This is a genomic window from Tardiphaga sp. 42S5 (assembly GCF_034044155.1).
Classification (GTDB): Bacteria; Pseudomonadota; Alphaproteobacteria; order Rhizobiales; family Xanthobacteraceae; genus Tardiphaga; species Tardiphaga robiniae.
This window is the reverse complement of sequence record NZ_CP139027.1, coordinates 2,132,242-2,144,226: the sequence shown is the minus strand read 5'-3', so window position 1 is coordinate 2,144,226 and position 11,985 is coordinate 2,132,242. Positions and strand designations below refer to the sequence as shown.

The following is an 11,985-nucleotide window of genomic DNA, read 5'->3' as shown; positions in this document are numbered from 1 at the left end:
TTCCGAGGCGGCCGAAGGGCGCCATCGGGAGGCTTGATGGATCTGCACCAGTTGCGCTGTTTCGTAACGGCGGCGGACGAACTGCATTTCGGCCGCGCGGCGCAGCGGCTCGAGATGATGCCGTCGGCACTCGGCCGCTACATCCGCCTCCTTGAGGACGATCTCGGCACACGCCTGCTGACGCGCACGACGCGCAGCGTCGCCCTCACCGATGACGGCGTCGAGTTTCTGAAACAGGCACGCGACCTGCTCGCCCGCGCGGATCAGATCGCGTCATCCTTCCGCGCACGCGTGCGGGCCCGTGCAGCCACGATCCGGGTCGGCGCAATCGACAGCGCCGCCGCCGGGCTTCTGCCGGCACTGCTTCACGATCTTCGCGAGCGCGTCCCTGACCTTGCCATCAAGCTGGATGAGGACAAGACGATCCGGCTGCTGCCGCGCCTGCTGTCGGGCCGGCTCGATCTCGCTTTTGTCCGGCCGCCCGAGAGTGCCGACAAGCGGCTGGAATTCATGTTTCTGTTTCACGAGACAGCCGTCATGGCCGTCTCCGAACGCCATCCGCTAGCGTCGCGCACGCATCTGACGATCGCAGACATCGCCGACGAGCCGCTGATCGTGCCGGAGCGGCGGTCACGGCCGCATAGTCATGACCTGACAATGAAGCTGTTTGCGGAATCCGGGTTACAGGCGAATGTCGTTCAGATCGCCGACGAGAAGCAGACCATCGTCAATCTCGTCGCCGCCGAAATCGGGCTGGCGATCGTGCCGCGCTGGACGTCTCGCATGCCCGCACGCGGCGTGCGCTATATGCCGCTAGGCATGGCGGCAATGAACCGGCTTCCGCTCGCCGCAGCCTGGGTCAGAGGGACCCGCGATCCGGCACGGGATCAGATTCTCGACATGCTGAAGGCCAATCTGGCGCGCTACGCGCAGGAAGCATGACACGAGGAAGCACGACAAGGCCTGCCGGTCGTTTTGTCGCATAACTAAATTTAATCCGGGCGGCACTTATTGCGACACAAAGCGTCACTACATCTCCAGCGCGCAAAGCAAGCGCGCTTTGAAGACAGAGGACGCCATGACACCGCAAGAACGCCAACTGGTTGACGATCTCTTTGACCGGCTCAGCAAGGTCGAAGGCGCGCCACGCGATCCAGACGCGCTCGACGCCATTGCGCAGGGCCAGCGCCGCGCACCCAATGCGCTGTATGCGCTGGTGCAGACCGTATTGCTGCAGGACGAAGCGCTGAAGCGCGCCCATGAGCGCATCCAGCAATTGGAAGGCAACGGCGCCCCCGAACAGGCCGCGCAGGGCGGTTTCCTCGATTCGATGCGGGACGCCCTGTTCGGTCAGGGTCAGAACCCGAACCAGCCGCGCGGCTCCGTGCCGAGCGTTCGCCCGCCCGAGCCCAGCCGTCCCGCCTGGAACACCGGGCAGGTCATCGGCCAGCCCCAGCCACAGGGTGGCTATGGTCAGGGCGGATACGGCCAAGGTCAGGCGCCGGGACAGTTCGGCCAGCAACAACCGCAAGCCGGTGGCGGCGGCTCATTCCTGGGTACAGCTGCGGCGGCAGCAGCCGGCGTGGTCGGCGGCTCGTTATTGCTCGGCAGCATCCGTTCGATGATGGGCGGCAGCCACCAGCAGGGTTTCGGTGACGCCGCCAATGCCAGCGAGAGCAAGAGCCCGTGGAGCTCCGGTTCGGATTCCTCCGGCGGCAACCTCGGCAATCAGGCCGGCGTCAATGATATCGGTTCGTCCAGCGGCTCCCGCGCCGGATCCTTCGATCAGGCGCAGGCCGATGCCGATCAGGACCAGGATCAAGACCAGGACGACGGCGATTACGACGCCATGGACATGGATTCCGACGATAGCGATTTGGCCTGATCGTTTAGACCAGCAACACAAAAACGGCCGCTCTCATGAGCGGCCGTTTTCATGCGACGGGAGATCAATCAGATCACGACGACCCGGGCGCCGACGCCGACGCGGCCATAGAGATCGATGACGTCCTCGTTGCGCATGCGGATGCAGCCTGAGGAAACGTTGGTGCCGATCGTCCATGGCTCGTTGGAGCCGTGAATACGGTACAGGGTCGAGCCGAGATACATCGCACGCGCACCGAGCGGATTTTCCGGACCGCCTTCCATGTAACGCGGCAGATCAGGACGGCGCGCCAGCATTTCCTTTGGCGGCGTCCACGACGGCCATTCCTTCTTCGCCGTGATCGTCTTCACACCGGACCAGGTGAAGCCCGGCCGGCCGACGCCGATGCCATAGCGCATTGCCTTGCCGCCACCCTGTACCAGGAACAGAAATTTGTTCGGCGTATCGACAACGATGGTGCCCGCACTTTCGCTGCCCTGATATTCGACCAGCTGCGGCTGATATTTGGGATCGAGCGCGGGGCGCGCGGCATCTGCCGTCTCCTCCTGCTGATAGACACGCTGTTGCGGATCCATCGGCGGCAGCAGCGAACGCCGCTGCTCGTAAGAGTAGTCCGGCTGCTGCTGATAACGCTGGCCCTGCCGCGCCGGACCGTCGCTGAACAGAAACTCGATGAAACCGCCGCCCATGCGCGAGCGTTCGGCATAGGCCGCGCGCTGCATCGGGCGCTGCGGCTGCTGCGCATACACCACCGGAGGCTCGGCGAATTGCGCCGCGGCTTCCACCGCAGGCGTCTGATGCGATCCAGCCGCGATGAAAGATGCGCTGGCAAGAAGCGTGAGAGAGAATTTTTTGAACATCGACGTACTCTGCACTGTTTCGTCGTGCGCGTTCTCACCTGAGAAGCGCTTTGCACACTCCGACTTAAGGTTAAAATCGCCTCGGTTTGGTAAACACAATCGCCGTTTGGATTCACCACGTCGTCAAACAGCGCAGTTCTATTTGGTAGCGTTTATTTTGAATGAACGCGAAGGGCCCATGGTTAACTAACAGTTTGCGCAGCGATTATCGGCTATCGGTGCGATGTTCCCGCGTGAACTTCACGTTAAACTCATGGGTATACGAATGGGGGATTGATTGAACGTTGGGGGACCTGATGTCTGTTCGTCGCAAGCGATTTCGCATTGAAGAAGTTTTCGGTACTGCACCTATGCCCAATGAAGTGGTGGGCAGCAGCGAGCCGATGCCAATGCATCGCGAAATCATGGCTGAGCTCCGCGCGATCCGCGCGCAGATGGGAGCGCCGGCCCGCAACGCCGTGACAGATCAGGTCGGCGCCGCCGCCGATCAGCAGGTTGCGGAAGCGCAGGCGCTGCTGGCCACCTATCGCGCTCAGATCGAGCAGTGCGAAAAGCTCAAGATCGAACTCGATCTGATCCACGACGCCATTACCCGTACCAAGATGGAAATCGCAGTTCTTCACGGCAAGAGCTTCGAAGGCGACGAAATGGCGAAGGTCAACGGTGAACTCGGCGCCGTCGTCGGCGGCACCGAAGAAGCCACGCAGCAAATTCTCGCCGCAGCCGAAGCCATCGATAATGCATCGACAGCGCTCGGCAAGGTGACCTCACCCGATCAGCAGAAGCAGATGCTGGAAGAGATCGGCGATAACGTCGTCGCGATCTTCGAAGCCTGTAACTTCCAGGACCTCACCGGCCAGCGCATCAGCAAGGTGATGACCACGATGAAGTTCATCGAAAACCGCATTACTGCGATGATGGACATCTGGGGTGGCGTCGATGAGATCAAGGCGCATGCGCCGGCCAAGGTCGATGACCGCAGCGAAGACGACAAGCTACTCAACGGCCCGAAGCTGGACGGCGACGTCGGCCATGCTTCGCAGGACGATATCGACGCGCTGTTCGGCTAAGATAATTTTCGACCACAGTTAGAGATCGTTTAACGCCGGGCCGCAACGCCCGGCGTTTTTATCATCACGAAGCAGACCAGTACGATCAACGCTCCCGCCGTCCCGAGCAGCAGTATAGTGCGGTCCGACAGCGTCTCGACCGCGGATGCCACCACGAACGGTGCAAAGGCCTGCACGAACAAAGCCGGCCGCGCGATACGGCCGATCACACGGCCATATCCCGCCGGGCCAAACATCAGAAGCGGCAGCGCACCGCGCGCGATGGTCATGACGCCATTGGCCGCGCCGAAGCCGATAGCGAACAAGGCCGCCAGCGGAAACGAAATCCCCGCAAAGGCCAGCATCGCGAAGGCCGATACCACGAGCACCACCGCCCCGCGCGCGATCCACAGCGGATGGGTACGCCCCGCGAGCATGAAGTCTGCCAGCCGCGATGCCACCTGCGCCGGTCCGAACATCGCGCCGATGGTCACCGCCGTTGCAGCACTGAGCCCGCCGCGCTCCAGCAGCGCGAGCAGGTTCGAGGTCACGCCCGACAGAATGAAGCTGTAAAGCGAGAAAGCCGCCGCCAGCAGGATGAACGGCCAGCCTTCCGGCCGCAGGGTTACTTGTTGAGGAACGACAACGGCGTCTGCCACGGGCAGCGGCGCGACGGCGACGTGGCGCGGCAATGCAAAGGCATGAAGCGGCGCAACGACAAAGGCGAAGATCGCTGCGAAGGTCAGATAGGTCCCGCGCCAGCCGACAGCCTCAAGCAGAAGATGGGTCGCCGGCCAGCCGACCGTCGAAGCGAAGCCGCCTGCAAAAGTCACGAAGGTGATCTGCCGCCGCGCCGAGGCACCGAAGATGCGCGTCAGCGTGGCGAAGGCGGGATCGTAGAGCGACGCCGACATTGCAGCGCCGAGCAACAGCCAGCAGGCCAGATAGGTCGCGGGATGATCGGCGACTGAAAATAGAGCGAGACCCAAGGCACCGGCCAATGCGCCCGATGCCATGACGACATTGCCGCCGTGACGGTCGATCAATCCACCAACCACCGGCGACAGCAGTCCCGATACGATCAGCCCCAGCGAAAAGCCCGCCATGCCGAAGGCCAGCGACCAGCCATGCGCCGCCGTGACATGCGGCATGGTCAGCACAGGTGGGTAGATCAGGATGCCCCAGGTCAGGATCTGGGTGAATGCCAGCACAAGGACCGCGCGGCCCGGTCCGAAAACAAGGTCGCGCAATCGGTGCATGGGCTCACGTCTTCAAGGGAGTGGCGGGACCCGCCTTATGCCTCAGGTCAGGCCTTGTCAGGTCAGGCCTTGGGTGCGCAACGGACATAGACCATGTTGCCGTAGCGAACCGCAGCGTCCTTGTCGATGAAGCGCGTGACGAGAATCCGACCGTCGAAGGAGACGATCTCGCGATCCTTCTCACCACCGGCGGGACCGGGCGGGCCGATATAGTTCTTGCCGCTCGGCGAGCCCTTGAGGCGCAATTCCTGCGGCGTCGCCTCGTCGGCAAGATGCATGATGACCCCGCCGGTGGCGCCCTGGCCGATGATATAGGGCTGCTTGCACTGGCCGCGCGCGGCATTCTCGGTGCGAACGCGATCGTTGGGATTCATGTAGGACGCCAGACCCCAGCGGCCGACGAGTTCTTCCGAGCGGATCGAGGCTGGCAGTTCCGGCGCCGGCGGAGGCTCCGGCGGCGGTGTCGGCTGCGAGTTCCCAAAGCTGAACCCGCCCAATCCACCAGACGTGCCGCACCCGCCCAATGACAGCGCCAAAGTTGAAACGATCGCCAGATGGGCAACCGTGCGGGCGTAGCGTGACCTGATCATATTATCCCCTAGAGCAAATTCCCCGGCTGCCCGTCCCGGCAGCCAAGCGCAAAACACCTGACGGCGCAATGAGGTCGGCAGAATTACGCCGACTCTCCATTATGGTTTCCAGATCATCCTATATTGGCCTCACCAAGGCCTTAAGGCCTCGCTTGACTCAAAAAGCGTCTGGCCATATTTCCCGGACGCTCAATTAGCACTCCCGGAGCGCGATTGCTAAGGGAATGAGCCGGCCGCCTTGAGCGTTCCGGCTGGATTCCCGCCCGCCTCCGAGATGGCAACGAAATCGCAAACCCTAAAGGGACACTCCCATGGCCAAGACCAAATTCCGCCCGCTGCACGACCGCGTCGTCGTCAAGCGCATCGTCGCCGACGAGAAGACCAAGGGCGGCATCATCATCCCGGACAGCGCCAAGGAAAAGCCGTCTGAAGGCGAAGTCGTCGGCGTGGGCCCCGGTGGCCGCGACGAAGCCGGCAAGCTGATCCCGATCGACATCAAGGTCGGCGACAAGGTTCTGTTCGGCAAGTGGTCGGGCACCGAGATCAAACTCGACGGCGAAGAACTCCTCATCATGAAGGAGTCGGACATCATGGGCGTGATCGCCTAAGCGACTCGCTTCAGCCTCCCCACACGCCGTCATCACCGGGCTTGTCCCGGTGATCCACGTCTAGGCCGCAAGCTCGGCAAGGCGTGGATGGCCGGGACAAGCCCGGCCATGACAGCGTTTTAATTTCAAATTCCCATCACTTGGAGCACCATCACATGGCCGCCAAAGACGTTAAATTCTCCGGAGACGCGCGCGATCGCATGCTGCGCGGCGTCGACATTCTCGCCAACGCCGTCAAGGTCACGCTCGGTCCGAAGGGCCGCAATGTCGTGATCGAGAAGTCGTTCGGCGCTCCGCGCATCACCAAGGACGGCGTCACCGTCGCCAAGGAGATCGAACTCGAGGACAAGTTCGAGAACATGGGCGCGCAGATGCTGCGCGAAGTTGCCTCGAAGACCAACGACACCGCAGGCGATGGCACCACCACCGCCACCGTGCTGGCCCAGGCCATCGTCCGTGAAGGCGCCAAGTCGGTTGCTGCCGGCATGAACCCGATGGACCTCAAGCGCGGCATCGATATCGCCGTCGCCGCCGTCATCAAGGACATCACCAAGCGCGCCAAGCCGGTTGCGTCTTCGGCTGAAGTCGCTCAGGTCGGCACCATCTCCGCCAACGGCGACGCCGCCATCGGCAAGATGATCGCCCAGGCGATGCAGAAGGTCGGCAATGAAGGCGTCATCACGGTTGAAGAGAACAAGTCGCTCGAGACCGAAGTCGACATCGTCGAGGGCATGAAGTTCGATCGCGGCTACCTGTCGCCCTACTTCGTCACCAATGCCGAAAAGATGACCGCCGAGCTCGAGGACGTGTACGTCCTGCTCGTCGAGAAGAAGATCTCCAGCCTGCAGGCCATGCTGCCGGTGCTCGAAGCCGTGGTGCAGTCGGGCAAGCCGCTGCTGATCATCGCTGAAGACGTCGAAGGCGAAGCCCTCGCCACCCTCGTCGTCAACCGCCTGCGCGGTGGCCTCAAGGTTGCTGCCGTCAAGGCACCGGGCTTCGGCGATCGCCGCAAGGCGATGCTGGAAGACCTTGCGATCCTGACCGGCGGTCAGCTCGTCTCGGAAGATCTCGGCATGAAGCTGGAAAGCGTCACGCTCGCCATGCTCGGCCGCGCCAAGAAGGTCGTGATCGACAAGGAAAACACCACTGTCGTCAACGGCGCTGGCAAAAAGCCGGCGATCGAAGCCCGCGTCAATCAGATCAAGGCGCAGATCGAGGAAACCACCTCGGACTACGACCGTGAGAAGCTGCAGGAGCGTCTGGCCAAGCTTGCAGGCGGCGTCGCGGTGATCCGCGTCGGCGGCGCGACAGAAGTCGAAGTAAAGGAAAAGAAGGATCGCGTGGATGACGCGCTGAACGCCACCCGCGCGGCCGTTCAGGAAGGCATCGTCCCCGGTGGCGGCACTGCGCTTCTGCGCGCCAAGAAGGCCGTCGGCCGTCTCACCAACGAGAACGCCGATGTGCAGGCCGGTATCAACATCGTGCTGAAAGCGCTGGAAGCTCCGATCCGCCAGATCGCCGAAAACGCCGGCGTTGAAGGTTCGATCGTGGTCGGCAAGATCCTGGACGAGAAGTCCGAGACCTTCGGCTTCGACGCGCAGACCGAAACCTATGTCGACATGGTCGCCAAGGGCATCATCGATCCGGCCAAGGTGGTGCGTACTGCACTGCAGGACGCCGCCTCGGTGGCCGGCCTGCTGGTCACCACCGAAGCCATGGTCGCCGAACTGCCGAAGGAAGCTGCACCGGCGATGCCGGGCGGTGGCGGCGGTATGGGTGGCATGGGCGGAATGGGAGGCATGGGCTTCTAAGCCCTGCTTTCACGCTCAACTGCATTGTGATCGAAGGCCGCCTCCGGGCGGCCTTCTTTTTTGCCTGCCACGCATCGTGCCTGCGACTTATGGCCTTTCGCCTTGGTCGCGGTTCTGATTCAATCCCGTGATTAATCTCGCATGGGCGGAATCAGATAAATCCGCCCGGAGACACGTCGATAACGTCTAGGGACTTTTGAAATGCGCGCGCTTCATCTTTGTCTGCTCGGCCTTACGGTCACCGGCTCGGTTGCGACCGTCCACCACGCCTTCGCGCAGGTAAAAGCCGCGCCGAAGAGCCAGCCGGCAGGCCCCGAGACACGCTATTTCACCTCGATCGACGGCGTCATGAACGGCAATGCCGACGTCATCCTGCGCGAGACTCGGCAGGGCAAGAACGTCACCGCCGCGACGCTTGATGTCTGCTATCCCGCCGAGAAAGGCAGCGACCGCAAGGATCGCTTCGTCGCCAATCTCACGGTCAGCGGTTCGACGCTGACCGGCGCAACGCAGACCCAGGTCGACAAGCTGCCGGTGACCATCAAGCTGAACCGCCGGCCGACCGGCGACACGTTCGAATTCAAGGGACAGATCTCGGTAGGTCAGACCAACAACAACGTGACGTCCTCGGACAATTCCGATCAGAGCGAGAAGGAATTCCAGGACAATCAGTCCACCGACGACAATATCGCGCCCGCACCGAAGGATTTCACCGAAGTGTCGCCCGAAGCGATCGCGGTCAAGATCAAGCTCGAAGCTGCGCTCGATTTCGTGCGCACGCTGCGCGGGCAGAATGTGGAAGTCGCACTGAACAGTCTGACAGTCTCCTGCGACGCGCTGCGCGCCGGCGAGCAGGTCATCAGCCTCGCCATCGATCCGGAACGCGCTGCGGCGTTCGTCGCCAAAACCAAGACCTATCCTGGCGTCGTCAATGTCGGCTGGACCACGGGCGCTATCGACATGGATCGTACCGTGCGCTTTGCAGCCGCCGACTGGCGCGATGGCGACAAGATCAATCGCGACAAGGTTGCGACGGCGCTGGCGAATGTGCTCGCCAGGACCATGTCGGGCAAACCTGCCGCCACGTCATGGGACGATGAGACCGGAAAGCTCAAGCTGACCTTCAAGCGCCCGAGTCAGATACTGCCCGCGCTCGAATTGACCGAGACGGTCGAGGTCAACGCGATCATCGCTCCCGACAAGCCCGGCACGACGGATAAACTCATCCTGTGGGTCAGCACACCGTCAGTGACGACCGCGGATGAGAACTCGGGCGCGAAGCTGGCTCTCGCGGATTCGCCGACGGCCGATGAAGAAAGCGATCCGCGCGACGACAACGGCGCGGTTGCAGCCGTCGCTGCCGAGTTCAAGGCACAGCGTTGGGATGCGGACAATTCGAACTGGAAGTAGCACGTAAGACTAAGCGCTCTTTCTTCCCCTCTCCCCCAGCGCAGCAAAGCTGCGCGCCGCGGGAGAGGGTGCCTGAGCGCAGCGAAGGCGGGAGAGGGCCGGAGTTCGTGGCGCCCCCTCTCCCGTCTCGAACCGCTTTGCGGTTCGATCCACCCTCTCCCACCTCGCGGAGCTACGCTCCGCGGGGGGCGAGGGGAGGAAACGCCCGTGCTATCAATTCGTATTCAGCCGAAACCGCAGTGACTTCGGACCGACGAACGTCACGCTGTCACCCCGCCGTTGCCAGTTGGTGGCCGCGCCGAGATCTGCCAGCAACTGATCGTCCAGCGTGGCCTGCGCATCTGAACAGCTGCGCTGCTCCAACGCGCCGGCAACAAACACGACCGTGTTGCCGGCAACCGAGAACTGGCCCTTTCCGCCCTTGCACCACAACTCCACCCGCGCCTCGCCGGCCTCGCCGATTTCCAGATTGGGAATCCGCTTCGAGCCGGGCTGACGCTGCGCATCCAGAGTCATTTCCATACCGAATGGAAACTCGTCGGCAGCATGCGCTGGGACAACGGTCAGAAACGCAGCACCGGCAAGAGCGGCCCGCAGCAAAGTGGTCATGGCAGTCATATGAATTCTCGGCGTGGTGGGATCGGCGACAATCGGCGCGGTTCTACGCGCGGCGACGCCGGTTGACCAGAACCGTCGGGAAACAATATGGCGCGACAACGAAAAATCCCCGCGGCCTTGCGGCCACGGGGATTCGTCATTGAGTCGTTGCGTACGCTCTACGGCGCCAGGACCATCAGCGTGAACGGGTAGACATAGGCTTGCAGCATCACGAACAGGCCGACCATGCAGGCCAGCACGATCGAGTGCCAGAACACGAAGCGCAGGATCGTGCCCTCATGCCCGAACCAGTTGGTTGCGGTGGACGCCACAACGATCGATTGCGCGTCGATCATCTTGCCCATCACACCGCCAGACGAGTTCGCCGCGCTCATCAGGATCGGCGACAGACCGAGCTGTTCGGACGTGATCCTCTGCAGGTTGCCGAACAGCACGTTCGACGCGGTGTCCGAACCGGTGAGCGCCACGCCGAGCCAGCCAAGCAGCGTACCGAAGAACGGGTACAGCACGCCGGTTGCAGCAAAAGCCAGACCGAGCGTCGCGTCGACGCCCGACAGACGCGTGAGCGTGCCGATGGCCAGCATTGCCGAGATGGTGATCAGCGAGTAGGCGCAGATCTTGATGGTGCGGCCATATTCCACGATCATCTTTGCAGGCGAGAAGCCCATGATGAAGCCGGAGATGATCGCAGCCAGCAACATGCCGGTGCCGGTATAGGAGACGTAAGTGAACGCAAACACCGCGCCTTCGGGCGTCGGCTTGGCGGCCACCGGCGGCACCTTGTTGATCATGTTGTGCAGCTCAGGCACTGGAAAATTCCAGGAGAAGATCGGATTGACGATCCCCTTGAACCAGTTGGTGCCCCAGACCAGCAGGATGACGCACAGGATGATCCATGGGGTCAGCGCGCTCCAGACCTGAGCCGAGGTCAGCTTCTCCGTGCTCATCGGCTTCACCGGCGGCACGGTCGACGCCGAGTCGTCATGCTGGCGCAGCGCGGCCGAGGTCCAGATCGTCTTGGGCTGCCAGACCTTCAGGAACAGGATCAACGCGCCCATCGAGATCAGCGAGGCGCCGATGTCGACGATCCACGGATTGATGAAGTTCGAGATCACGAATTGCGGGATCGCGAAGGAGAGCGCGGTAACGAGGATGGCGGGCCAGACTTCTTTCATGCCCTTCCAGCCGGCAAACGCCCAGACCACCCAGAACGGGACGATCATGGAGAAGATCGGCAACTGGCGGCCAACCATCGCACCCAGAACGAAGGGATCGAAGCCGGTGACGGTGGCGAGACCCTGGATCGGCGTACCGAGTGCGCCGTAGGCGACGGGCGCAGTGTTCGCGATCAGCGACAGGCCGGAGGCAGCCAGCGGCGAGAAGCCGAGGCCGATCAGCACGGCGCCGGTGACGGCCACCGGCGTACCGAAGCCCGATGCACCTTCGAAGAATGCGCCGAACGAAAACGCGATCAGCAGAATCTGCAGACGCCTGTCTTTGGTCACACCGCCGATCGCGCGTTGCAACACTTCGAAACGGCCGCTGTCCACCGTCAGGCGATACATGAAGATGACGTTGAGAACGATCCAGCCAATCGGGAAGAAGCCGGTGACGACACCGAGCGCCGATGCGCGGATCGACATGTTGGCAGGCATCGTGAATGCGTAGATCGCCACGAGATTGGCCAGCACCAGCGCGATGATCGCAGCGATATGCGCCTTGACCTTGTTGGTCGCGATCAGGACCAACAGAACCACCACCGGAATAGCGGCGACCAGCGTCGAGATCGTGCTGTTATCGAATGGATTGTAGACCTGATTCCACATCGCCGTTCTCCCCCATGGCTTTATTGCAGCAGCTCGATCGATACCGGTCGGCAAATTGCTGATTGTTCA

General features: G+C 62.4%; 11 protein-coding genes. 6 read left to right on the top strand and 5 right to left on the bottom strand.

The features are described 5' to 3' along the window. Window positions 1-36: 36 nt before the first annotated feature. Both SFY93_RS09950 and SFY93_RS09945 read left to right on the top strand, forming a co-directional pair. Window positions 37-942 carry a LysR family transcriptional regulator gene (locus tag SFY93_RS09950; protein WP_320446960.1) on the top strand — a complete coding sequence of 302 codons (906 nt, stop codon included), beginning with the start codon at window positions 37-39 and terminating at the stop codon, window positions 940-942. Window positions 943-1,078: 136 nt separating this feature from the next. Then, window positions 1,079-1,885, top strand: a complete 807-nt coding sequence (locus SFY93_RS09945) for a DUF2076 domain-containing protein (protein ID WP_320446959.1) — start codon at window positions 1,079-1,081, stop codon at window positions 1,883-1,885. 68 nt (window positions 1,886-1,953) lie between these two features. Here SFY93_RS09945 and SFY93_RS09940 read toward each other — a convergent pair whose 3' ends face one another. Beyond that, window positions 1,954-2,745: a L,D-transpeptidase gene (locus tag SFY93_RS09940; protein ID WP_320446958.1), complete on the bottom strand. Its 792-nt coding sequence runs from the start codon at window positions 2,743-2,745 to the stop codon at window positions 1,954-1,956. Between the two features lie 296 nt (window positions 2,746-3,041). On the opposite strand from SFY93_RS09940, the gene SFY93_RS09935 reads away from it, so the two are divergent. After that, the gene (locus SFY93_RS09935) at window positions 3,042-3,815 is read left to right on the top strand and encodes a protein phosphatase CheZ (RefSeq protein ID WP_089261924.1); all 774 of its coding nucleotides are present in this window, start codon (window positions 3,042-3,044) and stop codon (window positions 3,813-3,815) included. A gap of 29 nt (window positions 3,816-3,844) precedes the next feature. Here the strand turns inward: SFY93_RS09935 and SFY93_RS09930 are convergent, their stop codons facing one another. Next, window positions 3,845-5,053 (bottom strand): MFS transporter, encoded by a 1,209-nt coding sequence (locus tag SFY93_RS09930; protein ID WP_320446957.1) that lies wholly within the window; start codon window positions 5,051-5,053, stop codon window positions 3,845-3,847. Between the two features lie 62 nt (window positions 5,054-5,115). Continuing rightward, window positions 5,116-5,643, bottom strand: a complete 528-nt coding sequence (locus tag SFY93_RS09925) for a hypothetical protein (RefSeq protein ID WP_068733601.1) — start codon at window positions 5,641-5,643, stop codon at window positions 5,116-5,118. 311 nt (window positions 5,644-5,954) lie between these two features. Here SFY93_RS09925 and SFY93_RS09920 point away from each other — a divergent pair, with 311 nt between their 5' ends. The 3 genes from SFY93_RS09920 (at window position 5,955) to SFY93_RS09910 (ending at window position 9,472) form a co-directional block, all read left to right on the top strand. Further along, window positions 5,955-6,251, top strand: coding sequence for a co-chaperone GroES (locus SFY93_RS09920; RefSeq protein WP_089261928.1), 297 nt, complete (start codon window positions 5,955-5,957; stop codon window positions 6,249-6,251). 155 nt (window positions 6,252-6,406) lie between these two features. Continuing rightward, a complete protein-coding gene (gene groL, locus SFY93_RS09915) occupies window positions 6,407-8,062 on the top strand; it encodes a chaperonin GroEL (RefSeq protein WP_068733597.1) in 1,656 nt (551 codons plus the stop codon). A gap of 201 nt (window positions 8,063-8,263) precedes the next feature. Then, complete coding sequence (locus SFY93_RS09910) at window positions 8,264-9,472, top strand: hypothetical protein (protein WP_320446956.1); 1,209 nt, start codon at window positions 8,264-8,266, stop codon at window positions 9,470-9,472. A gap of 213 nt (window positions 9,473-9,685) precedes the next feature. On the opposite strand, the gene SFY93_RS09905 is transcribed toward SFY93_RS09910, so the two are convergent. Together SFY93_RS09905 and SFY93_RS09900 are read right to left on the bottom strand one after the other, a co-directional pair. Further along, window positions 9,686-10,081 (bottom strand): META domain-containing protein, encoded by a 396-nt coding sequence (locus SFY93_RS09905; protein WP_320447736.1) that lies wholly within the window; start codon window positions 10,079-10,081, stop codon window positions 9,686-9,688. Between the two features lie 167 nt (window positions 10,082-10,248). Further along, window positions 10,249-11,916, bottom strand: a complete 1,668-nt coding sequence (locus SFY93_RS09900) for an L-lactate permease (RefSeq protein WP_320446955.1) — start codon at window positions 11,914-11,916, stop codon at window positions 10,249-10,251. Between the last annotated feature and the right edge of the window lie 69 nt (window positions 11,917-11,985).

Excerpts from the sequence above, each read along its gene's own strand:
- SFY93_RS09930 (WP_320446957.1), bottom strand. The coding sequence starts at position 5,053 with ATGCACCGATTGCGCGACCTTGTTTTCGGACCGGGCCGCGCGGTCCTT.
- SFY93_RS09905 (WP_320447736.1), bottom strand. The coding sequence starts at position 10,081 with ATGACCACTTTGCTGCGGGCCGCTCTTGCCGGTGCTGCGTTTCTGACC.
- SFY93_RS09950 (WP_320446960.1), top strand. The coding sequence starts at position 37 with ATGGATCTGCACCAGTTGCGCTGTTTCGTAACGGCGGCGGACGAACTG.
- SFY93_RS09900 (WP_320446955.1), bottom strand. The coding sequence starts at position 11,916 with ATGTGGAATCAGGTCTACAATCCATTCGATAACAGCACGATCTCGACG.
- SFY93_RS09935 (WP_089261924.1), top strand. The coding sequence starts at position 3,042 with ATGTCTGTTCGTCGCAAGCGATTTCGCATTGAAGAAGTTTTCGGTACT.
- SFY93_RS09945 (WP_320446959.1), top strand. The coding sequence starts at position 1,079 with ATGACACCGCAAGAACGCCAACTGGTTGACGATCTCTTTGACCGGCTC.
- SFY93_RS09925 (WP_068733601.1), bottom strand. The coding sequence starts at position 5,643 with ATGATCAGGTCACGCTACGCCCGCACGGTTGCCCATCTGGCGATCGTT.
- SFY93_RS09910 (WP_320446956.1), top strand. The coding sequence starts at position 8,264 with ATGCGCGCGCTTCATCTTTGTCTGCTCGGCCTTACGGTCACCGGCTCG.
- SFY93_RS09940 (WP_320446958.1), bottom strand. The coding sequence starts at position 2,745 with ATGTTCAAAAAATTCTCTCTCACGCTTCTTGCCAGCGCATCTTTCATC.
- groL (WP_068733597.1), top strand. The coding sequence starts at position 6,407 with ATGGCCGCCAAAGACGTTAAATTCTCCGGAGACGCGCGCGATCGCATG.
- SFY93_RS09920 (WP_089261928.1), top strand. The coding sequence starts at position 5,955 with ATGGCCAAGACCAAATTCCGCCCGCTGCACGACCGCGTCGTCGTCAAG.